The sequence below is a fragment of the Streptosporangium oxazolinicum genome, from assembly GCF_039537505.1.
Taxonomy (GTDB): domain Bacteria; phylum Actinomycetota; class Actinomycetes; order Streptosporangiales; family Streptosporangiaceae; genus Streptosporangium; species Streptosporangium oxazolinicum.
In genome coordinates this window covers 1-24853 of record NZ_BAABAQ010000025.1, presented here as the reverse complement: position 1 = coordinate 24853, position 24853 = coordinate 1, and the positions used below count along the sequence as shown (strand labels likewise).

Genomic DNA, 24853 nt, shown 5'->3' with positions numbered 1-24853 from the left:
CGTCGCGGGCGGGGCCGTGTGTGCGTGGCGGAGCCGTGGCGGGGGACGCCATGGCTCCGCGGCCTCAGCCGGTGATGGCGCCGAACTCCTCACGGGTGTCGATGATGTCGCCGAACGTCTGCCACCGCTCGCCCTCGAAGCGCATCAGCTGCATCGACTCGATCGGGAACCGGTCGCCGGGACCGGTGCCCAGGGTGATGCCGGGCAGCAGCATCCCGATCTGGACGTCGCCCAGGTTCTCGGCGGCGGCCCGCAGCCCCTCACGGGTCGGGCATTTCGCCGCCTGCATGGCTTTGGCCCAGCTCTCCGCGGCCGCCCAGCCGAACGCGTTGAACGGATCGTTGGGGTTCTCGGTGCCGCCGTACCGCAGCATCTTCTCCTTGAAGAGCTTCATCCCGGGGTCGTCGGCCCACTGCGGGTCGGGCGGGTCCTTGTAGTACCCGGAGGAGATCACCCCCTGGACGTTCTCCAGCCCGACGGGGCGCAGTGCGGTCACCGAGGCCCCCACGTTCGCGAGCAGGAACGTCGGATTCCAGGAGGTGTTCTTGGCGTCGGCCGCGAGGGCCTGGGTGGAGAACTTCGGGGTGGTCACGCTGAGGACGACGTCGGCGTCGGAGGCGGCGAGATTACGCATCTGGGGCTCGACGCTGGGATCGCTGGTCTGGTAGCTCTGCTCGGCCACGATCTTCGGACCCGCGCCGTCGGCGAGAGCCCGCTTGAAACCGCCCAGCAGGTCCTTACCGAGGTCGTCGTTCTGGTAGAGCACGGCGACTTTGGCGTTCGGGCGTTCCTTCTTCAGGTGGGCGGCGTAGATGCGGGCCTCGGCGACGTAGTTGGGCTGCCAGCCCATCGACCACGGGTGGCGGGTGTCGGTGCCCCACTTGGACGCGCCGCTGGACAGGAAGATGTGCGGGACCTTGCGCTGGTTGACGTAGTCCCACACCGCCGTGTTCTCGGCGGTGCCGAGTGTTTGGAACAGCGCGAACACCCGGTCCTCCTCCACCAGGCGGCGCACCTCCTCCACCGCCTTGGGCGGCTGGCCCCCAGTGTCGCGGACGACGTATTCGATCTTGCGTCCGTTGATGCCGCCCTTCTCGGCGTTGAGGTAGTCGAAGTGGGCGCGGACCCCGCGGGGGATCTCGGCGTAGGCCGAGGTGGGGCCGGACAGCGGGTACGCGCCGCCCACCTTGATGGAGGTGTCGGTGATGCCGGTGGTCTGCTGGCCCTTGCAGGCCCCGGTGAGGGCCACCCCGCCGCCGTCATCGCCGCGGCCGCAGGCGGACACGGCGAGGACGAGCGCCCCCGCGACCGCGACAGCGCGTCGTGCCGAGATTCGCATGGCGTTTACTCCTTCCGGGTACGAACGGAACGCGCCAGGCGGGCAGGCAGCCCAGCCAGGCCGGTGGGAGCGGCGAACATGACCGCGATGATCAGCAGGCCGAAGATGACGCCCGGCGCGGCCTCGTTGACGTCTTGCGACAGGCTCGGCACGTACATCACGAACAAGGCGCCGAGAGCCGGTCCCCAGCGGGAGCCCAGCCCGCCCACCACCAGACCGGCCAGCATGGTGATCGACAGGCTCACGGCGAACGAGTCGGGCGACACGAAGCCGATCGTCCAGGTGTAGAGGCAGCCGCCCGCGCCCGCGTACATCGCGCTCCAGGCGAAGGCGACGGTCTTGTAGAACGACCGCCGCACGCCCATCACTTCGGCCGCGGTCTCGTTGTCGCGGATCGCGTGCAGTGCCCGGCCGACCCGCGAGCGCAGCAGCCCGGCGTAGGTCAGGAACATCGCGGCGGTGACGCCGAGTGCCAGGTAGTACAGCCACTGGTCCTCGGCCAGGCCGGTCCACGCCGGTGGCGTCGGCTTCTCCAGGGTCAGACCCTGCGACCCGCCGGTGATGGATCCGAACCGCTTGAGCAGCGGGACGCAGAAAATCGCCAGGGCGAGGGTGACGAGCGCGAGGTAGAGCCCGCGCAACCGCAGCGCCGAGGCGCCCAGCGCCAGTCCGAGCAGGAAGGCCACGGCCATGGCCGACGGTAGGGTCAGCACGTAGGGGACGTCGTAGCGGTCCAGCAGGATCGCCGTGCTGTATGCGCCGACCGCGAAGAAGGCCCCGTGCCCGAGGGAGATCTGACCGCTGTGCCCGACCAGGACGTTCAGCCCGATGAGCGCCACCAGGTAGACCAGCACCATCGTCAGCTGAAAAACCCGGAAGGGCTCGAGCTGCCAGGGGGCCAGCGCTGCCATGACCACCAGGGCGGCCGCGGCCGCGCCCCGCCAGTGCCGTACGGAGACGTGACGCCACCCCGGCCGGGCGGACGGGGCCGGTCCGGGTTCCTCGGTCGCCGTGGTCGCCGGCCCACCGGTGCCTGATGTCGCGTGCGCCTTGGTCATACGCGCTCCACCGCCGCCCTGCCGAAGAGTCCCTGTGGGCGCAGCAGCAGGACGCCGAAAATGATGGCCAAAGGGACCCCGACCTTGAGATCAGAGCCGATGACGTCGATGTAGGCGCCCGCGAGGGTTTCGGCGAGGCCCACCAGCAGCCCTCCCAGGACCGCGCCGCCCGGGCTGTCGAACCCGCCAAGCGTCGCGGCGGCGAAGGCGTAGATGAGGACGCCGCCCATCATGTTGGGCTCAAGGAAGAGGTGCGGCGCGATGAGGATTCCCGACAGCGCTCCCACGGCCGCGGCCAGGCCCCAGCCGAGCGCCAGCACCGTCCCGACCCTGATCCCCACCAGCCGCGCCGACCCCGGGTCGCTCGCCACCGCCCGCATCGCCAGCCCGAGCTTGGTGTGCAGGAACAGCAGGTAGAGCAGCCCCATCACCGCGCCTGTCACGGCCAGGACACCGACCGCGGAGTAGGCGACGCCGACGTCGCCCAGCCGCAGCGCGCCGCCGGGGAACGGGGCGGGGAAGTCCTTCACCAGGAAAGTCCATATCAGCCCGGCGGCGGCGTTGACGAAGATGAACATTCCCACCGTGACGATCACCACGGTCAGCTCCGGCCCGCCCTCGAACGGGCGCACGACCAACCGTTCGATCAGCATCCCACCCGTGAACGAGACCGCCAGCGTGACCGGCAGCGCGACCCAGAACGGCATCCCCCACTGCACCAGTTGCCAGGCGATGTAGGTGGAGAACATGGCCATCTCGCCCTGGGCGAAGTTCACGATGCCGGTGAAGCGGTAGATCAGCACCAGCGCGAGCGCCATGCCCGCGTACACGGCTCCGGAGCTGAGGCCGTCGATGATCTGTTGCAGGAGTCCGGTCACGTTCACACCCGGTAGCCGAGGTAGGCGCCGGCGACCTGCGCGTCGGCCCGGATCTGCTCGGCGGGGCCCGACAGCACGATCCGGCCGGTCTCCAACACGTACGCCCGCTGCGCGACGTCCAGTGCCAGGTGCGCGTTCTGCTCGACGACGACCACGCTGGTGCGCTCCCGTTCGTTGATGGAGGTGATGATGCCGAACAGCTCGCGGGTGAGCTTGGGCGACAGGCCGAGTGACGGCTCGTCCAGCAGCAGCAGCCGGGGACGCAGCATCAGTGCCCGGCCGATCGCCAGCATCTGCTGCTCACCGCCGCTGAGGCTGCCGGCGGGCTGCCGGAGCCTCTCCTTCAGGACGGGGAAGTAGTGGTGAACCCGTTCCAGGTCCGTGGCGATTCCGTCCCGGTCACGCCGTGAGTACGCCCCGAGCCGCAGGTTCTCGGCCACGGTGAGCTGGGTGAAGGTGCCGCGCCCTTCAGGCACGTGCGCGACGCCGAGCCGTGCGAGAGCGTCTGGCGAGCGTCCGAGCAGGTCGATGTCGCCGAGACGGGCCGTTCCCCGGCCGCGGACCATGCCCGACAGCGCGCGGAGCATCGTCGTCTTGCCGGCGCCGTTGGGGCCGAGCACCGCGCAGATCTCGCCCCTGCCCACGGTGAGGTCCAGCCCGTGCAGGACACGCGCGTCGCCGTATCCCGCACGCAGGTCCGCGACGTGAAGAGCGGCGCCGTCTCCGCTGTCGGCGCTCATGCGGCCGTGCCCAGGTATGCCTCGACCACGGCCGGGTCGTGCTGCACTTCCTCGGGTGCTCCCTCGGCGATCTTGCGGCCGAAGTTCAGGCAGACCACCCGGTCGCAGACGCCCATCACGAACCCCATGTGGTGCTCGACCACGACCATGGTGAGGGCGAAGTCGCGGCGGACCTCGCGCAAGGTCGCGGCGAACGCCTCGACCTCCGCGTGGCTGAGGCCGTTCACCGGCTCGTCCAGGAGCAGCAGCCGGGGCCGGGCGGCCAGCGCCCGGGCCAGCTCGACCCGCTTGAGCGTCCCGAACGGCAGCCCGGCGGCCGGATGGCCGGCGAGGTCGGCGAGGTCGAGGCGGGCCAGCAACTCCTCCGCCGCGGCGCGCAGCCGCCGCTCTTCGCGACGCACCCGCGACAGCCGCAGTCCCGCGGTCACAAAACCGGCCCTGCCGTGGTGGTGCGCGCCGATGAGCACGTTGTCGAGCACGGACAGCTCCCGGAACAGCCCGAGGTTTTGGAAGGTGCGCGCGATGCCCCGCGCGGCGATCGCGTGCGGCGGTGCCTTCAAAAGGTCATCGCCCCGGTACGTCACCCGGCCCGCATCGGGGGTGTACCGGCGGGTCAGGCAGTTGAAAAGAGTGGTCTTGCCCGCCCCGTTCGGCCCGATGAGGCCGACCAGGCCGCCCTCGTCGACTCGGAAGCCCACGCCGTCGAGGGCCGTGATGCCTCCGAAGCGAATGGACAGCCCTTCCACGGTGAGCATCCGGCCTCCCGATCCGCGCGACCCGCGCCGCTCCTTCTTGAGGCGTCAGCGTAGGAACGGCTGGAGATCACGTCATTGGGTGCCTGGACCCAACAAGCGTGCGTGATGTTGTCTCTGGCGCACCTCGACACCGGGCGGCTCACCTGGCCGCCGGGGTCTTCCGGAGTTCGATGGCGATGAGCAGGTCGATCAGGTTGTGGATGCGCCGCGGGTTCAGGCCCGTCAGCTCCTCGACCCGGCGCAGCCGGTACTGCGCCGTCTTGTGGTGGATCTGCAGCGCCTTGGCCGCCGCGCGCGAGTTGAGGTCGGCCTCGGCGAACGCCTGGATGGTCTCGGTGAGCACTCCGCCCCGGATCCGGTCCTCGGCCAGCAGCGCCTCGACGCGCGGATCGACGAGCCGTCGGGTGACGTCGTCGGCGCGCAGGGCCATGTACCGGAACGGTGACAGCAGGGGCAGCGCCGCGACACCGCCGTCCCCGGGCACGAGGTCCAGCGCGGCCCGGGCCTCCTGGTAGGCCCTCGGGATCTCGCCGAAGTCGGTGGCGATGGTGCTCACACCGACGGCCAGGGTGACCTCCAGCTCCTTCAGCAACCGCCCGCAGGCATCCTCCAGCCGTTCGCACAGCCGGGCCGGTCCGGCGCCGGGCGGCGGCGTGGGAATGGAGATGATCTCCGTCCCGCGGGTGACGGTGAGAGCGCGGGTGCCGGTCTCGGCCGCGCGGGCGATGAACCCGCCCGCCGCGTAGAGCGTCTCGGGGCCGAGCGCGCCGTCCAGCGGGGTGGCCACGACGGCCAGCGCCGGTGTGTGCGGGCCGAGCCCGTACACGTGCGCGGCCGCCAGCAGCGGGCCGCGCCTGGGTGGCTCGCCGGCCAGCAGGGCCTCCAGCAGGTCGCGGTTCTCCCGGGTGGACTCGGAGATCGCGTACCGCTGGAAGTCCAGGTAGGTGTTGGCGGCCAGGGTGCTGACGATGTCGTTGTAGCGGATCAGCGGCGTGGTCAGCGTGAGGGCGGCCTCGTGTGCCGCCGAGGAGGACCCGGCGCATTCCACCACCGCCTCCCAGAACACGTGGTGGCCGACGCGGAAGGCGTTGATGTAGTCGGCCAGCGCGAACTCGGTACGGGCACGGCGGATCGCCGCCCGCTTGATGAACGCGACCTCCTCCGGCAGGACCGTCCGCTCCTGCAGCAACGCGTCGATCAACGTCCGGTAGCTGACCTCGCACTGCGCGACGACCTCGCGGTGGAAGGCGGTGTCCCGGTCGGCGTAGGCGGGAATCTCGGTGGACATCGCCGTGGCGGCCCGCTCCGACAGCCGGTCCACCTGGTCGCGCAGGGTGGACAGGATGCGGACCCGTTCGGCGCGCACGTCGCCCGTCTCGGTATCCGTAGCGGCCGTGTTCGCGGGACTTCGACCTGCCATCAGGTTCGCGCGGATGAGACCGCCCGCTCTGGCCGGCGGGGAAATCCGCGCTCCCTCCTCTCGACGTCGTCACAAACGATCCGTGTCACCCGCGGGGGTCCGGCCGGTTCGGGATGCCGATCGCCGCCGGGGCCGGGCCGGGCTCTGGTCGAGCCGCGCCCCGGGAGGCCGACCCTCGCGAGTCTCAGAGCAGTCACGAGCGGATGGTCCCCCTTTATGGACCGTCAGGTCAACGGCTGGGAGGAGCCGGAACCCGGCCGCTCAAGGTGCGCCGACGACAAGGCGGGGCGGATCGGCTTGGCCCTGGCGGCCAATGTCCGGGCTCGGGGGCACACGTACGCTGACGCCCACCATTGCCTGAAGGGGAGCGGCTCGCAGGACGATGACGATCAGTGTGAACGAATTGTTCAGCGTCACCGGCCGCACGGCGGTGGTGACGGGGGCCTCCTCCGGGCTCGGCCACCGGTTCTGCCGGGTGCTGCACGCCGCGGGGGCCAACGTGGTGGCCGCCGCGCGCCGCCAGGACCGGATCGACGAGCTGGCCAAGGACCTGGGCGGCGACCGGGTCCTCGCGGTCCGCTGCGACGTGGCCGACGAGTGGGAGCGGGGGCGGCTGGTCGACGAGGCGCTGAGGCGCTTCGGTGCCATCGACATCCTGGTCAACAACGCCGGTATCTCCTCCGGCGGCCCGGCCGCCGGGGAGACCCTGGCGGGCTGGCAGCGAGTGATCGATGTCAACCTCACCTCCGTGTTCGCGCTCAGCCGGCTGGCGGCCGGTCACATGCTGAAGGCGGGCCGCGGCTCCATCGTCAACGTCGCCTCGATCTACGGACTGGTGGCCGCGGCGCCGATGAGCCAGGCCAGCTACAGCGCGAGCAAGGGCGGTGTGGTGAACCTGACCCGCGATCTCGCCTGCCAGTGGTCACAGGGTGGCGTACGGGTCAACGCGCTCGCGCCGGGCTGGTTTCCATCCGAGCTGACCCACGGGGTGCTCACGCGGGAGGACCGCAGGGGAGCCGACTACATCCGGCGCAACACCCCCATGAGCCGGTTCGGTGAGGAACACGAACTGGACGGGGCCCTGCTGTTCCTGGCTTCGGACGCCTCCTCGTACGTGACCGGCCACACCATCGCCGTGGACGGAGGCTGGACCGCGCACTGAGCCCGAACATCACCATTTACCGGCGTGATTGCGATTTGTCAAGTCGCTCCATCATCGGTGTGTGCCGCACCGGTCTCGTTCCATTTTCAGTGGCCGATATTTCCAGTCAAGCTAGGCCGTAACATTCTGTACATTTTTTATTGAAAGAAGTTCAACAAGGACTTATAGTCCTCGTGAAGGTGGCGGAGAGCACACCGTGTTCTTCCCCGGCCGTCACCGCTTCGGGCGAATACGCGTCCGGAGGCCACGACCACCAGAATGGAGGACCGTCGTGGCTGGACTAGGCAAGGTCTCGCGTAGAACAAAACGAGCGGTCGATCAGGGGGCCGCTCCCGTGGACAGCGGCGAGGACGGACGGCACGCGCTGGCCGGACGTCTCCGCACCCGTCTCGGCAGGATCGCCATGCGGGGGGTGATCTTCCTGATGGTTCCCCTGGCCGCGTGCGGCACCAGCGCGGGCAGCTCCCAGCAGGCGCAGCTCAGCTCCCAGCCGAACGTGGCGAAAGCGCAGAACGCGGCATACCAGCCCGCCGCCGCACAGCCGGCGGCGAACGCGAAGTCAGCGCGGGCGGCCGCGTGGACGCCGTCGTGTCCGACGGGCTTCGTGCCCCGCGCCGGGCTGAACTCCGGCTTCTCCTCCGACGGCCGGGCGCGCCAGTTCCACGTGCGGCTTCCGGCCAACCTCTCCACTCCCCGCCCGGTGTTCGTGTCCCTGACCGGCACGGTGCAGTCCGAGACCGACTTCATGCGGCAGTCGGGGCTGGACCAACTGACCGCCCAGGGCTGGATCGTGGTGGCACCCGTTCGGCTGCAGCTTCAGGACGGGCGGAACTGGCCGCCGTGGTTCGACGGCCACCCCGACCCGCGCGTGGACGAGGGCCCCGACGTGCGCTTCGTCGAACGGGTCGTCAGGTGCGTCGCCACCGCCTGGTCCGTCAACCAGGCCCAGGTCTACATCGGCGGCATCTCGGCCGGCGGGACCTTCACCAACCGCAACCTCACCTACAACAGCGATTTCTGGGCCGGTGGCGTCCCGGCGTCCGGCGAGTGGTACATCACTGGCCGCGGCCTGGAAGGCCAGTGCTGCCCGCGCCCCCTGCGGACCATGGACTCCTCGATCGTCATCGTGATCTGGGGAGGCCGGGGGGACGTCTGGCCGTCACCACCGGAGCCGCCGCTGGCCAACTACGCGCCCACCACGAAGATCGCCTCGCAGTACTACTCCTCCCAACGGCCCAACGGGGTGGTCAATGTCTCCTGCACGCACAACCAAGGTCATATCTGGCCCACGGCGATGACGCAGTGGATCGCCAGAACGCTGGCCTCCCACCCCAAGGGGACACCGCCAGCCAATTTCCGACTGACCCAGCCGCCCGCTGGAATGACATGCGTAGTCGGCCCCTATACCGACCACTGACATCGGCGTGAGAAACCCTCCTTAAGGCCGAGGACAATCAATGGCGCAGAAAAGAAGGAAGGTGTGGAGCATAATGGCCGCCGCCGCGATTCTCGCGGCGGCGACCGCCCTCCCCGCCTCGCTCGACGCAATGAGCACACGCCAGGCCGACACCATCACCGGAACGCTGAGACTGGCCGCCGCCGAGAACGCGATGGCCCAGGCCCCGGCCGACTGGACGACGTTCGGGCACGACCTGGCGAACACCCGCACCGCCCAGGAGACGACCCTCTCCGCGGCGAACATCGGCAGCGTGCGGACCCGGTGGAACGCCGCGGGGGCCGCGGTCACCGGGACCCCCGCGATCGTCGGCGGGATCGCCTACTACTCCGATTTCGACGGCTACCTGCACGCGCGCAACGCCACGACCGGTGCCCAGATCTGGCGGACGCGGCTGCGCGACACCATGCTTCCCGGCTCCCCGTACGTGTCCGGGGACAGCGTGTACGTCGCCGGTGACGCCGGCTTCGTGTACGCGGTCAACCGCGCCACCGGGCAGCGGCGCTGGGGGGTGGACATCGAGTCCACGCCCAACGACAGGATCTGGTCATCGCCGGTGCTGGCCGGGAACACGGTCATCGTCGGAACCGGCTCCTACCAGGTGTTTATCGAGGCCACGCCGGTCTACCGGGGAAGCGTCGTCGGCCTGGACCCGGCGACCGGCCGGCAGAAGTGGCGCGCGTCGGTCTGCGACGCGCCCTGCACAGGCGTGTCGGTGTGGTCCTCGGCGGCCGTGGACCTCACCGCCAGGCTTGCCTACATCGGCACCGGCCAGTCCTACTACACCCCCGCCGGGCCAATGTCGGACGCGCTGGTGGCGATCAACATCGACACCGGGCGGATCGTCTGGTCGCGGCAGTTCACCGCCGGTGACTCCTACACCGCTTACACCTCCAACCCGGGCGGTCGCGACTACGACATCGGTGCCGCCCCCAACCTGTTCGCCATCAACGGCCGCGCGGTCGTCGGCGTCGGCGACAAGGGCGGCATGTACAAGGTGTTCGACCGCCTGACCGGAGCCCTGATCTGGGAACGCCGGGTATCGAACGGCACGCCGCTCGGCGGGGTCGAGCACACCACCGCCTACGCCAGTGGGACCATCTACGGCGTCGCCAACACCTCCATCAACCCGGGCGACGGCCGCTCGTCCGCCACGCCCAACCAGGGCGCGGTGTGGGCGCTCGACGCCGCCACCGGGACGCTCAGGTGGTTCAGGGAGATCAGCGAGGGCGGCTTCGGCGGCGTAGCCGTGGCCAACGGGCTGATGTACTTCACCACCTGGGAGGGCACGCTCAGGGTGCATCGGATCTCCGACGGCGTCGCGGTGCTCAACCGGTACATCGGCCTGTCGTCCGCGCCCACCCCGATCGAACGCGGCTCCGCCAGCGGTCCCTCCATCTCCGGCGGGCTCATCTATGTCGGCTACGGATGGACCTGGGATCTGCGGGCGCGCGGCGGAGTGATCGCGCTCGGTCTGTAAAGCACACGACACGACCATGAGGCGTGCTCGCCGTCAAGGGCGCCCGCTCGTGAGGGTGCCCCCAGACGGCTCGCCGTGCCCGATCCGCCGGGGACGGGCGCGGCGAGCCCCATCCTTCGAAGAGAACGCCCCGATCCCACCGTCGGCGATCGGCCGTACAGAAAGGTACGCGGTGAGCATTTCCGAAGCGCAGCGGCAGGACGCTGGCGACCTGTCGCTGGAGCCCGTTGCCACGGGCCTGCACTTCCCGACGAGCCTGGCCTTCGACAACCGCGGCCGACTCTACATCGCCGAGTCGGGACTGCCGTTCGCGGGGGCCCCGGCCGGCGGGCGGATCTGGCGGGTCGAGGACGACGGCCGCACGCTGCTCGCGGATGGGCTGCGCCCGCCGGTCAACGGGCTGACCTTTCACGACGGCGCGTTGTACGTGTCCGAGGCCGGGTATCCCGCCCGGATCGCACGTCTCGACCCCGACGGCCACGGGCTGGAGACCGTGCTGACCGGCCTGCCGGGACCGGGGAACTACCACACCAACATGGCGGTCTTCGGCCCGGACGGGAAGATGTACTTCAGCCAGGGCGCGATGACCAACACCGGCGTCGTCGGCCTGGACGCCTACGACCTGGGCTGGCTGGCCCGGCTCCCGCACGAGCACGACCTGCCCGGGCTGGAGATCGAGCTGGCCGGCGTCGAGGTCGAGACCGACGACCCGTTCACCGCCGGAGGCAGGGCTGTCACCGGCACGTTCTCCCAGTTCGGCACCGTGCGCCCGGCCGGTACCCGCCTCCCCGCCGCGTTGCCCTGCACCTCGGCCGTGATGCGCTGCGACCCCGACGGCGGCGGCCTGGAACTGGTCGCCTGGGGCCTGCGCAACGCCTTCGGGTTGCTGTTCCTGCCGGACGGCCGCCTCATCGCGACCGACCAGGGGGTGGACGACCGGGGCAGCCGCCCGGTGGGCGACGCGCCCGACCTGCTGTTCGAGGTGCGGGAGGGCCGCTGGTACGGGTGGCCCGACTTCGTCGGCGGCATTCCGGTCAACGATCCTCGTTTCGCGCCCGAGCACGGGAAGGCGCCGGAGTTCATCCTGGCCAACCATCACGAACTGCCGCCGCCCGAGCCGCCGCTGATGAGGTTCGACCCGCATGTCGCGGCGGTCAAGATGGAGCTGGCCGTGGACGGGCACATTGTAGTGGCGCTCTTCGGGGACGAGATCCCGATGACCGCGCCGTCCGGGCCGCGCGCCGGACGGTCGTTCGGGATCATCGACCCGGCCGACTGGACGATGCGGACCGTGGGCTCCCCGCTGCTGCATCGACCGATCGACGTGAAACGCGGACCCGACGACGTCCTGTACGCGCTGGACTTCGGGCACTTCGAGCCCGGTCGAGGCGGCCCCCTGAAGGCCACCGCCGGCAGCGGGACCGTGTGGAGGATGTCGTGGAGCGGCGCCTGACCGGCGAGCGGGCCGCCCGCGCCGACTCGGCGATCCCCGTCAACCGGGGGCGGGGGCTGCGGTGCAGTCGGCGCCGGTGTCGTCCGGGCGGCTGATCCGCACCGAGGGGACGAGGTCCATCAGCTCCTCGGGGGAGGACAGGCGCTCGCGCAGCGCCGCCGCCAGCTCGGGGCGCAACGCCTGCGGCTCGTCGATCGCGACCCCGCGCAGCGCGCCGAGGAGCGCGTAGGCCATCATCCGTGCCATCGCGTCCCGGGCGGGCAGACGGGCCCTGGCCAGCCAGGCCCGGGCGGCGTTCTCGTTGAAGCCGACCCATCCGGTCACGGCATTGCGCAGCATCGGGGATTCGGGGCGGCGGCCGACGTAGCCGATGATCTGCTCCACGAAGACGCGCTCGGCCTCGCCGCCCACCTGGGCCAGGTCGCCCTCGCTGCCGGCGACCCGGATCAGCCAGGTCCACTCGTTGGAGTGCTCCTCGACGTAGGTCAGGAAGTTGGTCAGCCCGAGCATGATGCGGTTGCCGCTCGGGTGGTCTCCGGACGCGCTGACCGCTTCGATAAGGCGCTTGTAAGCGGACTCGACCACCGCCACGTAGAACTGCCGCTTGCCCTTGAAGTAGTGGTAGAGCAGCCCGTTGCTAGTGCCCGCCGCCTCGGCGAGCTCCTCGACACCGATCTCGTGGTACGGGCGCCTGGAGAACATGTGGGCGCCGACGGCGAGCAACCGTTCGCGGCGTTCGTCGATGGAGAGGCGCTGCTGGTTACCGGCCACGCGACCACATTACCGTTGAATGTTCCTCAACAGGGTTGGCATGAACACATGATCGACATGCGCCGCCGGAGCGGCGCTTCTCAGGGCTGGATCCAGATCTGGGCGAAGGGGTGGACCCGGCCGTTGAGGGGCAGGCCCTTCGCCCCGTCCGGAAGGGTGTGGTCGGTGATGCCGCGCACCTTGGGGGAGGCGATCACCCCGACCGTGCTGAGGTGGTCGATCCAGATGAAGGGCACCAGTTCGTTGACCCGCCGCTGCACGGTCGTGTACGCCTGCCTGCGCACGACCAGGTCGTCGGTGGAGCGCCCCCTGTCCAGCGCGTCGTCGAGCCGGAGGTCCCTGATCCGGCTGACATTGGTGGCGATGGTGCCGACCGGCGAGGCGAACTTGGAATGCATGCTGGTGTAGGTCTCGCCGTCGGGATCGCTGGCGCTGTAGGAGAGCCCGACACCCACGTGGAACCGCCCCGTCGCGATCCGCCGGTGCAGGGTCGCCTGATCGGCCTCCTCGATCCGGACGTCAAGGCCGGCCCTGCGCCACGTGTCCCGGGCCAGTTCGGCGTTTCGCACGGCGCCCCGGTCGGTCGAGGTCAGGATGGTCACCGACCCTCCGCGCTTCTCCCGCTTGTACTCGTCAATCAGGGCCTTGGCCCTGGCCGGGTCGTGTTCCGGGTAGTCGGTCGGAGCGTACCAGGGGGTGTCCTGGCTCCACGGGCCCTCGGCCTCGGTCGTCAGGCCAGAGCGGAGCGCGGAGATGTGAGCGCGCCGGTCGGTGGCGTGCGCCATCGCGCGCCGTACCCGCACGTCGTCCAGGGGCGGAACAGCCGTGTTGAGCCGCCAGTGGTACACCTGGACGGACATGCCGGCGGGCCTGAAGATCTGGTGCCCCCGATCTTTGGCGAGCTTCTGGAATGTGGCGAAGTCCTCGTCACCGGTCTCGACGACGTCCACGCCGCCCGCCTTCAGGGCCTGGCTCTTGGTCCGAGGATCGGGGACGACGCGGAACTCGATCTCGTCCAGGAAGGGCAGCCCCGACCGCCAGTAGCGTGGGTTCCTGGTCACCACGAAACGGCTGCCGGGCGTGTATGTCCGGAGCCTGAACGGCCCGGTGCCGACCGGGTGGCGAGCGGCGGCGCCGGGGTCACGCAGCGACGCCACAGGGACCATCAGACCGAGCTGGCCCGCGAGGTAGTACGGGAACGTCGCCCATGGCTCGCTCATCAGGACCTCGACGGTGCGCTCGTCCGTCACCTTGACGGAGGCGAGCGGGCGCATCACCACGGCGCTGAGAGGGGATCGTCTTTGCGCCTCCAAGTTGGCCCCGACCACCTTGGCGGTCAGGGCTTCGCCGTTGGTGAAGGAGATGCCGCGGCGCAATCTGATCGTCCAGCCCTCGAACTCTCGGTGGGGGACGATCTCCTCGGCCAGGAACGGGCGCCACCGCCCTTGAGCGTCAAGGGCGGCCAGCGATTCGATGATCGTGCCACCCATCGCGAAGGTCTGCGACGTGTATGGGTTGCGGACCGGATCGAAGCCGTTGGCGTCGGCCTCCACCGCGTAGACCAGGCGACCACCGGGCACAGGGGACGTGTTCCCCGCGCCGCCCGGCGGGCCGCCGCCGGTGCAGGCCGTGGCCAGTACTCCCAGCGCGGCGGCCCACACCAGAGCTGCACGAGAGAGGCAGGTCGACCGGATTCGCCTGATCAACATCGGCGGCGTTCCCTCCTCGGGCTAACGGTGATGCGGCCTGCGTCGGCATCCCGATCGGCCGGCCACGATCGGTTCGACCGCGCCCTGGCCACGAGCGGTGGAGCCCTCGGACTCGCGAGGATCCCGAGGATCCCGAGGACCTGCCGGAACTCGCACGAGAGGTTCGACCATACCGGGAGCGTAGGCTCAAACTGAAAAGTATTCAATGGGCCGTTCGTCGCAGCCACCCCGGCCCGGGCTCTCCGCCCTACCGGTCTTGCGGTGCGCACCCCGTTCTCCACCTCGCGCAGGTAGCGGCGCACCCGGCGCTCGTCCAAAGCCTTGGGCGCGGTGCGCCGGACGGCGCGCTCACGCCGCGCGGGGGTGACGGCCAGGGCGATGCGGGTGTGGAAGTCATCGACGGCCGCCAGCACGTTGTCGATCGTGGTCGACGCGCGGCGGCCGTTCTTCAAATCCGACCCACGCGAGCCTTTGTGGAACAGCGTGGCCGACGACTGTGGAGACCTCCCCGCCGTCATGTCGATCGGTGGATGGGTCAGCGACACCGCCAAGATGTGGCCCGAAGGCGCCCCTCGCGCCCTGGCCGAGATGGTCCTCATCACGTTCGGCAACCCCAGCGAGACCACTTTGCATCTGCTGTCGCAAGCGGTCATCACCCCCAACCCTCGCGCCCGTAAGGGGACCGGCGTCGGCGCCGCGTGGGTCGCTCGCGCCTGCCAGAGCGCCATCGATGTCCTGGCTGAGACTGACTCGTTGGAGGACGTGCTGGAGCGGGCGAAGAGCGACTGGAGTTAGGACGCCCGGCCTCGAAACCACGCACCCGGTCAGCCATCCCCGGGAGCTTGACCGGCGGGCAAGGCGCTTGGGGAGCGCGAAGGCGGCGCCGGTGTCTGGCGCCGCTTTCGCGGTAAAACGTTTTGCCCTGTTGAAGGATTCGATCAGGAGGTGCTGGCCTGTGGCGCCAGGACTCGTTCGAGGAAATTCTTCCGGGTCTCTTCGTCCAGGGTGCCGTCGAGCTGGAGGGCGGTGGTGATCGATCGTTCGCTGACATGGCGAGGAATGTTGAGCTGTCGGCTGGCCTCACCGATGATCTGCTCGATGGTGCGGCCGGCGGTGGCCGGGTTGTGGCGGATGAGCCAGTCGAGCGTCTTGGCGACCGCGGGGGTGATCCCGAAGTAGTCGTAGTCGCGCTGGCCGGATTCGCCGTCGTCGTGGAGTTCCATACCAATGGCGAATTCATGGAGCATGGCCTGCCTGATGGTGGTGGCCAGGTCGTAGACGGGAACCAGCTTGGAGATGTCGCCGGCTACCTCCCAGCTGAGGGCCTCGGCGATTTCCTGGACGGAGGCCTCGGTGCGCCAGCGCAGCGCCCAGCGCTTGCGCCAGGTCGGGTGCTCCCACAGCAGGGAGAAGAAGTTGCGGCTGAAGCGTGTCCAGGTCTCGGCCACCCCGACCGGCAGCGAGTTGCCCTGCCGGGCGGCCGAGACCGCCTCGTCGACGCCGTCGCGGGATCGGCGGCGTTGTTCGGCCCATTCCTCGGCCACCGGTCGGGCCCAGGCGCTGCGGCCATGGACGGTCGCCTGCGGCAGCGGCACGTCGCCTTCACCGCGTGAGATGTAGGCCCGCAACGTCGAAGCGGCGATCCCGGCGATCTGCGCCATCTCGGCCAGGCCGACGAGCTGGTCTCCGGTCAGTTCCGGGGCGGTGAGCGTCACGACGCTGTCGGCCAGGTCACCCTCGCGGTGAGAGGCCCACAGGGCCAGGTCGTCGCGCCAGCGGCCCGACGGGGCAGCCTCGACGTCGACGTCGGTGATGGACAGCAGCCGACTGCGAGCGGGGTCGCCGCCCGGCAGCAGGTCCTTGGCCGTGACGGTCATCGCGGCGGGCACCGGCCGCCGGTAGAACTGCTCGGCGGCGGCATTCCACAGCTGACCAGGCCGGTACCAGGTGACGCCGTCCCACCAGTAGCCGCCAGCCCGAAACACCATCGCCGTCGACCCGTCGTACATCAAGACTGAGTGGACGGAGGCGGCGTCCTCGTCGCGGTAGAGAAGCACGGCGCGGCCGTGCTCGGGATGCCAGCGCACCACCCAGGCCAGGTCGTGACGCACCGCGTCGGTGGTGAAGGCCACCCACCCGCCGTCCTTGCACTTGTCTTCGCGGCCCCACATGCCCTCGCCCTTGTTGCGGCCGATGTCTTCGATCGCCGCAGGGTCCTCCAGCGGGAGGTGCCGGTCGTCGACGAAGGGCAGCTCAGGAATGGGGTGGTCCGTTCGCAGGCCGTTCGCCACCGGATGGTAGCTGTACAGCGACATAGGCTCTCCTCTCAGCGATTCTGTTGTAGATATCTACAGCATAACTCAGAGAGGTCTACAGCACTGCGGAAACGAGACACAATTTCTTCGCATAGTCCGAGCACGGAGAAGCCCGATACGAACCGAAGAGCAGGTGGCCGCAGAGCGCGCGGATCCATCGAAAACCGCCGAGGCTGGTCTCCCCGGGGCGCTCGCGGCAGTTTCTCGGCGCGTAACCGCTCTGGCAGGGGGAAGACTCGTGAACACCGACGAGCAGCTGCAGCAGGTTCCGGCGTCGCGGCGTCGCGGCGGCCTGGCCGCCACGCGCAGTGACCACCAGGAAAGTGAGCGGTCATTCTTCTGCCGGGTATGTCAGCGGGCCGAACGCGGGGTATGGGTGCCGACGGGCTGGTATCTGCTGGAGCGCGCCGGGCGGTAAGAAGGGCCGCCACATCCGCCTCGGTTTATACTGCAGCGTCGCCTGCCTGGTGCGCGCAGGCGAGATGCTGGAGGCCGGGGCGGCCGAGCACGCCGCCCGGATGGACCTGCCCACCGAAGAAGACCGCCGCCGCGAACGCACCCGCGTCACCGACATCGCCCAGACCTTGCTGTCCGGCGGGCTGACGATCCGCCAAGCCGCCGAGAGCCTGATGGTGAAGACCTTCACGCTGAAGGCGTGGCTGAAGGAGGCGGGCATCCAGATCAGCCCGGCCGCACCGGTGGTAGCGGAGTCGTCAAAGTCGTCGGGCGGGGTGGGTTCGGGGGAGCGTCATCCGGTGAGCGTGCTGAACGAGCTGACCCAGCAGGGCCGCATCGAGGCGGTCACCTGGACGGTGGAATCGACCGGCCCGTCGCACGCCCCTGCCTTCACCGCGTCCGCCGCCACCCACCTGCTCGCCACGAACACGCCCGTGCGCGGCCAGGGCAGCGGGGCCAGCAAGGCGGCCGCGCGGTCGGCGGCCGCAGCCGTGCTGCTGACCGGCCTCGACACGGCGTGACGGTGTCGGCTGCGGGCGGGGCTCCAGTGTTCTCGCCGATCACCTTCCCAGCCAGTCAGCTGCCTGACTGGTTCAGGGCGGTGCACGACGTGCTCCCGTTCCGGCCCGCGGGCGACCTGCTGCGTGCCGGGCTGGTGTCGGGCGGCCAGGGGATGAACTGGCCTGACCTGGTGGTGCTGCTGGCCTGGTGCCTGGTCGGGCTCGCGGTCAGCGTTCGCGCACTGGTCCGCCGTTCATGAGGTGCCCGGTGAGGGGCCGGCGAACCGTCTGCGCGCGGTCCGGTCGACGGGCCGGGCGGGCCGCGCGCCCGGCAACGCGGCGGCCGAGACGTTCAACGGCACCCTCGAGGTCGAGCTCGATCCAGGACTCGAGGCGGTCGACCAGCGCGAAGCCGTCCTGGCAGTTCAGGACCCTGTTCTGGCGGGACCGAACGTGCCAGGACCGAGCTGCTCCGCACCCTTTGCCGGTCGATCGGGCTCGTCAGCCCAGATACTTCTCCCAGGGGCCCGTGATGGCCAGGGTGAGGCCGGGATCCTGCATGTTGACGAAGAGCACCTTGCCGTCGGCGGTGAAGGTCGGGCCGCAGAACTCCGAGTCGTTGAGCTGGTTGCGAGCGATCGCGTACGTCGGGCCGCCCGGGATCGAGCTGAGCACGTGGGAGGCGCCCGAGCCGTCCTCAGCGAGCACGAGGCTTCCCCACGGGGTGACGGTGACGTTGTCCGGGCCGTCGAAGGTGAGGTCGCTGTACTTGGTCGGCGTGCCTTCCTCCGACGCGGTCTGGTGCGGGAAGTACGTCACCAGCTGGATGGTCTGGGCCCGGTAGTTGTAGAACCAGACCATGCCGTCGTGCGGGGCCGCGTCCGCCGGGAGGTCACCCTCGTCCCACGCGTAGGAGTTGACCACGTACACGCCCTCGTCGGTGCCCCACACGCCCTCGAACTTGCGTCCGCGGGTGACCTGGCCGTCGGCGAACTGCTCGCGCACGGTCTTGGTCCGCGCGTCGCGCTCGGGCACCTCGATCCACCGTACGGGGAAGGGGCGGCCCAGCTGGGCGGAGGTCAGGTAGGCGACGTCCGGCAGCACCGAGCCGTCATCCATGATGATCTGCATCGCGGCGAGGACGCCGGCGTCCGGAGCGAGGCGGGTGAGCACCCCGGGGCCGAGCTTGACGGCGCGGGGCGCGGTCCAGCGGTAGAAGAGGCCGTTGGGCCCGTCGGCGTCCTCGGAGAGGTAGATCTTGGTACGGTCCTTGTCGATCGCCAGGGCCTCGTGGGCGTAGCGGCCCAGGCACTTGATCGGCCTCGGGTCCGCCTTGCCGTCGGCCGAGACCTCGAAGACGTAACCGTGGTCCTTCTGGAAGACGCCGGACTTGCCGTTCTCCTTCCAGGAATCCCCGGCCCGCTCCTCGGCCTCCTCGCAGGTCAGCCACGTCCCCCACGGGGTGGGCCCGCCCGCGCAGTTGGCGATGGTGCCGGAGAGGGCGACGAACTCGCCGTGGTTGCGGCCCGCGCGGTCAGTCCTGATCACGGTGCAGCCACCGGCGTCGACGGCGCCGGGGTCGTAGACGGTGCCCTTGACGTGCGGTACGCCGAACTCGGCGCCCGGGTCGATCTCGTGGTTCTGGATCAGGGTGTAACGGTCGCGGCCGGCGTCGTAGACGGCCATGCCGTCGTGGTCGGACGGGGTCGTTCCCTGGCCGCCGTCGAGCCGGGTGACGCCGGTCTTGGTGACCACGGAGTATTTGAAGCCCCTGGGCAGGGCCAGGATGCCGTCAGGGTCGTCCACGAGCGGCGGGAAGGGCGGGTGGTCGCTCCCGGCCGGCGGGCGGGGCCGGTCCGGGTGGGACTGGGCCAGGGACGGGAGGCTACCGGCGACGGCAAGACCTACGCCGACGGCACCGCCGGTGAGGAGGGTACGACGAGAAGGAGACACCTGGGCTAACTCCTGTTCAAAACAACCATGACGACTTGTCAACCAACTCCTGCGGACCGACGTGAACACTTCATCCATGTGATGGAACGGCGACATCGAGGCAAAGAATTAGGGCTGATCATGCCCCTGTCCAGATGTTCGGGGCGTTTGGGTGGATACCGCACGCGCGGCCGAGGGCCCCTCACCCTGAAGCGTGGACACCTTGAGTACCGGATGATGAAGATCCGGAGACAAGGAGTTCCACGTGGCGATGAAGTCGTATCCGCCGGAGTTCAAGGCCGATGCCGTCGCGTTGTACCTGTCCGATCCGGGACGGACGCTGGCCTCGGTGGCTGAGGACCTGGGGATCAGCCGGGAGACGCTGCGTAACTGGGTGCGTCAGGCGCAGGCGGAGGGCAGCGTGGGCGCCAAGGAGCGGGGCCCGGCCAGGAAGCCGGTACGGGGCCCGCTATCGTCCGACGACGTGCTGGAAGAGGAGAACAAGCAGCTCAAGGCCCGGGTTAGGGAGCTGGAGCTGGAGCGCGACATCCTGCGCCGGGCGGCAAAATATTTCGCGGGAGAGACGAACTGGTGAGCCGCTTCGCGTTCGTTGACGATCATCGAGGCGCCTTCGGCGTCAAGCGGCTGTGCCGGGTGCTGAAGGTGTCGCGCTCGGGGTTCTATCGGTGGTGCAAGGCGGCGCCGGCCCAGGCGGAGCGGGCTGCGGCCGATGCCGCACTCGCCGCGGAGATCAGGCGGATCCACGACGAGTTCGACGGCACCTACGGCAGTCCGCGCGTCACCGCCGAACTGCGGGCCCGGGGCCGTCAGGTCAACCACAAGCGGGTGGCGCGGGTGATGCGCCGCTGCGGCATCGTCGGGCTGCACCTGCGCAAGAAGGTGCGCACCACGGTGCCCGAGCTGTCGCATCAGCAGGTGCCCGACCTGATCCAGCGGGACTTCACCGCCGAGCGGCCGAACATCCGCTACGTGGGCGACATCACCTATCTGCCCGTCGGTGAGGGCCGGTTCCTTTACTTGGCCACCGTGCTGGACCTGGGCTCACGCCGGCTGGTGGGCTGGTCGATCGCCGATCACATGCGCACCGAGCTGGTGAGCGACGCGCTGCGGGCCGCCGCTGCGGCCCGGGGCAGTCTGGGCGGTGCGATCTTCCATGCCGATCACGGGGCGCAGTACACCTCGGCCGAGTTCGCCAAGGTCTGCGCCGAGCTGGGGGTGCGCCAATCGATGGGTGCCGTCGGGTCCAGCGCCGACAACGCCGCCGCGGAAGCCTTCAACGCCACGTTGAAACGCGAGACGCTGCGGGGCGCCAGGGGCTGGTCTTCGGCGCGTGAAGCCCGCCTGGCAGTCTTTAAGTGGATCACCCGCTACAACACCCGCAGAAGACACTCCACCCTCGGCTACCTCAGCCCCATCGACTACGAACAGCAGAGCACCGCTAGAGTGCTGCTCGCCGCATGACAGCCGGTGTCCACGTTTCTGGGTGAGCCCCCGGTGTCGATGTCATCCACGGCCTGCGGGGCTGGACCAGCGTCCCGATCATCGTGCTCTCCGGCCGGGCCGGGAACCAGGACAAGGTCGACGCCCTGGACGCCGGAGCCGACGACTACGTCATCAAGCCCTTCGGTATCGACGAGCTGTTCGCCCGCATCCGCGCGGTCTCCCGCCGCACGACCATCCAGGAGTCCGAGTTCGCCCAGATCGCCATCGGCGACCACATCGTCGACCTAAACAGCAAGACCGTCTCCAGCGGCCTGCGGCTGACTCCCACCGAGTGGCGCATCCTGGAAATTCTGCTACGCAACCCTGGCAAGCTAATCAGCCAGCGACAGCTGCTGACCGAGGTGTGGGGTGCCAAGTACGTCAAGGAGACCCACTACCTGCGCCAGTACATGGCCCAGCTGCGCCGCAAACTGGAGCGCGATTCCGCCCATCCTTCTCACCTGATCACCGAGTCCGGCATGGGCTACCGCTTCAAACCCTGACCTGAGAAGCCGGGTCGTGCCCGCTTTCGCGGCGCGATCGCCAACGGAGATCATCGTGAGCGTTCGGCGCCGACGTGGAGTCCCAGGCGCCTACGCCACCGGCGTGCTCGCACTGATCTCTCGGCCGCCGTCGCGGTCACCCTGTCCGCCTGGAACACCGGCCGCGTCCGGGCCGCGATCCCGTTCGGATCATCACACTGATCTTCACCACCACCACCGCCGCCGTCGCCGCGCTGCCGCTCTCCGCGCGCCCAGACAGGCAGGACTCCGCGCGTCCGCTTCCACTGGGTCGCCGAGGCAACCCCGAAGGTGCTGCGCCGGGCGGAGGCCGACACCGCCCGCCGCCCCCAGGTCCACGTCGGCTGAGGCCGACGTCATCCGAAGAGGACAGACGAAGAGGAGACAGGGACGCGGCAGCGATCAGTCCCTCCGGGATCTGGCCGCCGTGACCGCGTACCCGGTTACGGCGGCGGTCACCAGCAACGCGCCGCTCAGTCCCAGGCCCAGGGTCGTCACCGCGGCCAGTACGGAGCTTTCCTCGATCGACAGGGACGCCAGCCCGGCCAGTCCCACCGAGACCCCCGCGGCCGTGATCCACGGCTCGACCTCGTCGTGCGTGATCTCCCATGATCGCGCGTCCTCCAGGCCGATCCTGGCCGCCAGGCCGCCCCAGCCGCGCACCGGCCCGCTCCTGACGCGCCTCGCGAATATGAACAAGACGAAACCGACACCCAGCAGCCACAGTCCTGCTATCTCGTTCACGACACCCTCCAGCACGCGATGGATTCCGGCCCAGCGACGCCCCACGTCGCCGCTCCTTTCCAATTCCATGGTGGGCCGGTATCCGGACTCATCACCACGGCATTGACGCGTTCCCTACGCTTTCAAGGGATTTTTTGATGCTTTTACCATCAGTGCTGCGCCGAACCCCCGATACCGGTACCTCACATACCTCACGTACCTCGTAGGACGTCGGGTGCCGGTCGTTCCCGCCCGATCTCCTCACGCCGAGCCGCTGCCGGGCAGAGACGTTCCCGGTCTTGGCTGATGGCACGGTCACCGTTTTTGCCGCATCACCGTGGGATACGCGTTGTTATTCGTGGCCAATGCGTCAAAAGACCATATAGACCGGTAATTGCGCTCCGCGCCGGAGGTGACTATGAAGCGTAACCCTCGTACAGGAGTGACGCGATGTCCGCGCTGTCGACCCCCGCTCGTCCCCAGGAGCACCCAGATCCACCCGATGCCGGTGACCGGCACCGGCTGACGGTCACCGGCGGCCTGGCGGCCCTCTCACTGGACGCGATGGCCTCGGTGGCCTACGGTCCTGAGGCCATCGTCGTGGTGCTGGCGCTGGCCGGCGGCGCGGGGCTGGGGTTCACCCTCCCGGCCACGCTGTCCATCGCGGCCCTGCTGGGTGTGCTGACCCTGTCCTACCGGCAGGTCATCGCCGCCTTCCCCTCGGGGGGAGGCGCCTACGGGGTGGCCAAGACCTACCTGGGCCGCCGGGCCGGCCTGGTCGCGGGCGCCTCGCTCATCGTGGACTACATCCTGAACGTGGCGGTCTCGGTCGCCGCCGGGGTCGCCGCGCTGACCTCGGCCTTTCCCGAGCTCCTGCCGTACACCGTAGAACTGTGCCTGGCCGTGCTCGGCGTGATCACCGCGATCAACCTCAAGGGCATCACCAACAGCGCCCGCGCCTTCATCGCACCGGCCTCCCTCTACGTCGGCGCCATCGTGGTGGTGATCGTGGTCGGCCTGGTCCGTAGCGAGCCCGCCGTCTACGTAGAGCACGCCCCTCATGCGGTGCAGACGGTAGGGGTACTTCTGCTGCTCAAAGCCTTCGCCAACGGCTGTGCCTCGCTCACCGGCGTCGAAGCGATCGCCAACGCGGTGCCCTCCTTCAAGAAGCCGAGGGTCAGACGGGCCCAGCGCGCGGAGGTGGCGCTCGGCGCCCTGCTGGCCGTGATGCTGATCGGCATCGCCCTTCTGATCGAGAAATTCAAGATCGTTCCCGTTGAGGGAGTGACCGTGCTCTCGCAGGTCACCCAGGCGTCGCTGGGTGACGGCCCGTTGTTCTACCTGGTGCAGTTCTCCACGGTCGTGCTGCTCGCGCTGGCCGCCAACACCTCCTTCGGCGGCCTGCCGGTGCTGGCCCATCTGCTGGCCAAGGACAACAACGTGCCGCACCTGTTCGCGCTGCGCGCCGACCGGCATGTGCACCGCTACGGCATCGCCTTCTTGACCATCGCCTCGGCCCTGCTGCTGATTTTGGCCCGAGGCGAGATGAACCTGCTGGTGCCGCTGTTCGCGATCGGGGTGTTCGTCGGCTTCACCCTCTCCCAGGCCGGCATGGTCAGGCACTGGCTTCAGGACCGGCCCGCGGGCTGGCGGTGGCGGGCGGCCCTCAACGGCTTCGGCGCCCTGTTGACCTTTGTCGCCGCCATCGTGGTCACGATCTCTAAGTTCACCGAGGGCGGCTGGCTGATCGTTGTCATGATGCCGCTGGTGGTGGCGGCCATGCAGTGGGTCAACCGCTCCTACACCCGTATCGGCGAGCGCCTGGAACTCGGCAAGACCCCCATCCCGCCGCGGCCACGCCGCTCGCTCGTCGTGGTGCCGGTGCACGCGATCAACCGCCTGACCTGCGAGGCGCTCGCCGCCGCGCTCTCCTTGGGCGATCGGGTGGTCGCGGTCAACATCACCCACCCCGAAGACGAGCCAGAGGCCCGAAGATTCGTCGAGGACTGGGAGCGCTGGCACCCCGACGTCGAGTTGGTACAGATCTTCGACGCGCATCGGCGCCTGGACGTCCCCTTGATCGAGTACATCACCGGTGTGCCCGACAGGCACGTGTTCGTCCTCATCGCCGAGATCGAACCCGAACACGCCTGGCAGCGCATCCTGCAAAACCAGCGCGGCGCGGTCCTTGCCCAGGCCCTACGCCGGCGCAGTGACGCCGTCGTCTGCCGGATGCGTTTCCGGATGACGGCCACCGCCCGTCATCACGGCTGAAAGGGCGTTCGGTTCAGCGTCGCGTACCGCTCGGGCGGGCTTACAGATTCGAGCGGATGATGGACAACCTCGGTGTGATCGTCGGGCCGCTGCCGGCGCTCGGCCCGGTCGCCGCCGGGCGGAAGGAGAGCCTGAGGGAGTGGGGCTGAACACTCCCCGCCAATGTGGCCGGCGCGGCGGCGTTCGTGTAACACGTCCCGAGTTCGCCGACCGGCCGCGTGCTGGGGTAGGCCGCCGGCGATCGTCGCCTGCCGGCCGGTCAGGTGGGGGGTGTGGACTGACGGGCGCGGTGGCGGCGTACCGCGTCACGGTTGGCGCACGGCTGGGAGCAGTAACGCTGCCGTGCGGTGCGTGAGGTGTCCGCGAAGATCATCTCGCAACCGGCGGCGGCACACCGTCCGAGCCGGT

22 protein-coding genes and 1 pseudogene are annotated in these 24853 nt (G+C 69.5%); 11 read left to right on the top strand and 12 right to left on the bottom strand.

Annotated elements, in window-relative coordinates; all coding sequences use genetic code 11:
* Positions 1-64 precede the first annotated feature (64 nt).
* The 6 genes from ABD817_RS39005 to ABD817_RS38980 all read right to left on the bottom strand — a co-directional run bounded on the left by ABD817_RS39005 (position 65) and on the right by ABD817_RS38980 (position 6136).
* Positions 65-1339, bottom strand: coding sequence for an ABC transporter substrate-binding protein (locus ABD817_RS39005; RefSeq protein ID WP_344923500.1), 1275 nt, complete (start codon positions 1337-1339; stop codon positions 65-67).
* Positions 1340-1344: 5 nt separating this feature from the next.
* Complete coding sequence (locus ABD817_RS39000) at positions 1345-2397, bottom strand: branched-chain amino acid ABC transporter permease (protein ID WP_344923499.1); 1053 nt, start codon at positions 2395-2397, stop codon at positions 1345-1347.
* Complete coding sequence (locus ABD817_RS38995) at positions 2394-3281, bottom strand: branched-chain amino acid ABC transporter permease (protein WP_344923498.1); 888 nt, start codon at positions 3279-3281, stop codon at positions 2394-2396. The genes ABD817_RS39000 and ABD817_RS38995 overlap by 4 nt, the downstream gene beginning before the upstream one ends.
* Complete coding sequence (locus ABD817_RS38990) at positions 3278-4015, bottom strand: ABC transporter ATP-binding protein (protein ID WP_344923497.1); 738 nt, start codon at positions 4013-4015, stop codon at positions 3278-3280. The genes ABD817_RS38995 and ABD817_RS38990 overlap by 4 nt, the downstream gene beginning before the upstream one ends.
* The gene (locus tag ABD817_RS38985; protein WP_344923496.1) at positions 4012-4770 is read right to left on the bottom strand and encodes an ABC transporter ATP-binding protein; all 759 of its coding nucleotides are present in this window, start codon (positions 4768-4770) and stop codon (positions 4012-4014) included. The genes ABD817_RS38990 and ABD817_RS38985 overlap by 4 nt, the downstream gene beginning before the upstream one ends.
* Positions 4771-4909: 139 nt before the next feature.
* Positions 4910-6136 carry a PucR family transcriptional regulator gene (locus ABD817_RS38980; RefSeq protein ID WP_344923495.1) on the bottom strand — a complete coding sequence of 409 codons (1227 nt, stop codon included), beginning with the start codon at positions 6134-6136 and terminating at the stop codon, positions 4910-4912.
* A gap of 436 nt (positions 6137-6572) precedes the next feature.
* On the opposite strand from ABD817_RS38980, the gene ABD817_RS38975 reads away from it, so the two are divergent.
* The 4 genes from ABD817_RS38975 (at position 6573) to ABD817_RS38960 (ending at position 11741) form a co-directional block, all read left to right on the top strand.
* A complete protein-coding gene (locus ABD817_RS38975; RefSeq protein ID WP_344923494.1) occupies positions 6573-7352 on the top strand; it encodes a glucose 1-dehydrogenase in 780 nt (259 codons plus the stop codon).
* A gap of 334 nt (positions 7353-7686) precedes the next feature.
* Positions 7687-8769 (top strand): CE1 family esterase, encoded by a 1083-nt coding sequence (locus ABD817_RS38970; protein WP_344923493.1) that lies wholly within the window; start codon positions 7687-7689, stop codon positions 8767-8769.
* 130 nt (positions 8770-8899) lie between these two features.
* On the top strand, positions 8900-10288 hold the full coding sequence (locus ABD817_RS38965) for an outer membrane protein assembly factor BamB family protein (protein ID WP_344923492.1): 1389 nt from the start codon (positions 8900-8902) through the stop codon (positions 10286-10288).
* Positions 10289-10460: 172 nt separating this feature from the next.
* Positions 10461-11741 (top strand): PQQ-dependent sugar dehydrogenase, encoded by a 1281-nt coding sequence (locus ABD817_RS38960; RefSeq protein WP_344923491.1) that lies wholly within the window; start codon positions 10461-10463, stop codon positions 11739-11741.
* A 39-nt stretch (positions 11742-11780) separates the two neighbouring features.
* On the opposite strand, the gene ABD817_RS38955 is transcribed toward ABD817_RS38960, so the two are convergent.
* Both ABD817_RS38955 and ABD817_RS38950 read right to left on the bottom strand, forming a co-directional pair.
* Positions 11781-12512 (bottom strand): TetR/AcrR family transcriptional regulator, encoded by a 732-nt coding sequence (locus ABD817_RS38955; RefSeq protein ID WP_344923490.1) that lies wholly within the window; start codon positions 12510-12512, stop codon positions 11781-11783.
* Positions 12513-12592: 80 nt separating this feature from the next.
* On the bottom strand, positions 12593-14221 hold the full coding sequence (locus ABD817_RS38950) for an ABC transporter substrate-binding protein (RefSeq protein ID WP_344923489.1): 1629 nt from the start codon (positions 14219-14221) through the stop codon (positions 12593-12595).
* Positions 14222-14551: 330 nt separating this feature from the next.
* Between ABD817_RS38950 and ABD817_RS38945 the strand changes: the two genes are divergently transcribed.
* Positions 14552-15016: a hypothetical protein gene (locus tag ABD817_RS38945; protein ID WP_344923488.1), complete on the top strand. Its 465-nt coding sequence runs from the start codon at positions 14552-14554 to the stop codon at positions 15014-15016.
* Positions 15017-15159: 143 nt separating this feature from the next.
* Here the strand turns inward: ABD817_RS38945 and ABD817_RS38940 are convergent, their stop codons facing one another.
* Positions 15160-16536, bottom strand: coding sequence for a helix-turn-helix transcriptional regulator (locus tag ABD817_RS38940; RefSeq protein WP_344923487.1), 1377 nt, complete (start codon positions 16534-16536; stop codon positions 15160-15162).
* A gap of 238 nt (positions 16537-16774) precedes the next feature.
* Between ABD817_RS38940 and ABD817_RS38935 the strand changes: the two genes are divergently transcribed.
* The 3 genes from ABD817_RS38935 to ABD817_RS38925 all read left to right on the top strand — a co-directional run bounded on the left by ABD817_RS38935 (position 16775) and on the right by ABD817_RS38925 (position 17752).
* The gene (locus ABD817_RS38935) at positions 16775-16954 is read left to right on the top strand and encodes a hypothetical protein (RefSeq protein WP_344923486.1); all 180 of its coding nucleotides are present in this window, start codon (positions 16775-16777) and stop codon (positions 16952-16954) included.
* 49 nt (positions 16955-17003) lie between these two features.
* Entirely contained in the window at positions 17004-17513 is a 510-nt protein-coding gene (locus ABD817_RS38930; RefSeq protein WP_344923485.1) for a putative dsRNA-binding protein, read from the top strand.
* Positions 17514-17593: 80 nt separating this feature from the next.
* Positions 17594-17752 (top strand): hypothetical protein, encoded by a 159-nt coding sequence (locus tag ABD817_RS38925; protein ID WP_344923484.1) that lies wholly within the window; start codon positions 17594-17596, stop codon positions 17750-17752.
* Between the two features lie 241 nt (positions 17753-17993).
* On the opposite strand, the gene ABD817_RS38920 is transcribed toward ABD817_RS38925, so the two are convergent.
* The gene (locus ABD817_RS38920) at positions 17994-19445 is read right to left on the bottom strand and encodes an alkaline phosphatase PhoX (protein ID WP_344923483.1); all 1452 of its coding nucleotides are present in this window, start codon (positions 19443-19445) and stop codon (positions 17994-17996) included.
* Positions 19446-19689: 244 nt separating this feature from the next.
* Here ABD817_RS38920 and ABD817_RS38915 point away from each other — a divergent pair.
* Positions 19690-20906, top strand: a protein-coding gene (locus ABD817_RS38915) for an IS3 family transposase (RefSeq protein WP_425583464.1) whose coding sequence is annotated in 2 segments (ribosomal slippage) — positions 19690-20002 and positions 20002-20906 — 1218 coding nt in all. Because the reading frame shifts where the segments join, the coding sequence is not laid out codon by codon here.
* A 32-nt stretch (positions 20907-20938) separates the two neighbouring features.
* Positions 20939-21430 (top strand): annotated as a pseudogene (locus ABD817_RS38910) (winged helix-turn-helix domain-containing protein); the annotation flags it as partial.
* Between the two features lie 420 nt (positions 21431-21850).
* Here ABD817_RS38910 and ABD817_RS38905 read toward each other — a convergent pair.
* A complete protein-coding gene (locus ABD817_RS38905; RefSeq protein ID WP_344923481.1) occupies positions 21851-22237 on the bottom strand; it encodes a hypothetical protein in 387 nt (128 codons plus the stop codon).
* 384 nt (positions 22238-22621) lie between these two features.
* Here ABD817_RS38905 and ABD817_RS38900 point away from each other — a divergent pair, with 384 nt between their 5' ends.
* Complete coding sequence (locus tag ABD817_RS38900) at positions 22622-24445, top strand: APC family permease (protein WP_344923480.1); 1824 nt, start codon at positions 22622-22624, stop codon at positions 24443-24445.
* A gap of 259 nt (positions 24446-24704) precedes the next feature.
* Here ABD817_RS38900 and ABD817_RS38895 read toward each other — a convergent pair.
* Positions 24705-24853, bottom strand: a 149-nt coding sequence (locus ABD817_RS38895) for a CGNR zinc finger domain-containing protein (protein ID WP_344923521.1), incomplete at its 5' end; no start/stop codon positions are given.

What these genes read in the sequence shown, in the direction of transcription:
- ABD817_RS38985 (WP_344923496.1), bottom strand. Translation starts at nt 4,770, where the DNA reads ATGCTCACCGTGGAAGGGCTGTCCATTCGCTTCGGAGGCATCACGGCC.
- ABD817_RS38965 (WP_344923492.1), top strand. Translation starts at nt 8,900, where the DNA reads ATGAGCACACGCCAGGCCGACACCATCACCGGAACGCTGAGACTGGCC.
- ABD817_RS38950 (WP_344923489.1), bottom strand. Translation starts at nt 14,221, where the DNA reads ATGTTGATCAGGCGAATCCGGTCGACCTGCCTCTCTCGTGCAGCTCTG.
- ABD817_RS38975 (WP_344923494.1), top strand. Translation starts at nt 6,573, where the DNA reads ATGACGATCAGTGTGAACGAATTGTTCAGCGTCACCGGCCGCACGGCG.
- ABD817_RS38990 (WP_344923497.1), bottom strand. Translation starts at nt 4,015, where the DNA reads ATGAGCGCCGACAGCGGAGACGGCGCCGCTCTTCACGTCGCGGACCTG.
- ABD817_RS39005 (WP_344923500.1), bottom strand. Translation starts at nt 1,339, where the DNA reads ATGCGAATCTCGGCACGACGCGCTGTCGCGGTCGCGGGGGCGCTCGTC.
- ABD817_RS38940 (WP_344923487.1), bottom strand. Translation starts at nt 16,536, where the DNA reads ATGTCGCTGTACAGCTACCATCCGGTGGCGAACGGCCTGCGAACGGAC.
- ABD817_RS38900 (WP_344923480.1), top strand. Translation starts at nt 22,622, where the DNA reads ATGTCCGCGCTGTCGACCCCCGCTCGTCCCCAGGAGCACCCAGATCCA.
- ABD817_RS39000 (WP_344923499.1), bottom strand. Translation starts at nt 2,397, where the DNA reads ATGACCAAGGCGCACGCGACATCAGGCACCGGTGGGCCGGCGACCACG.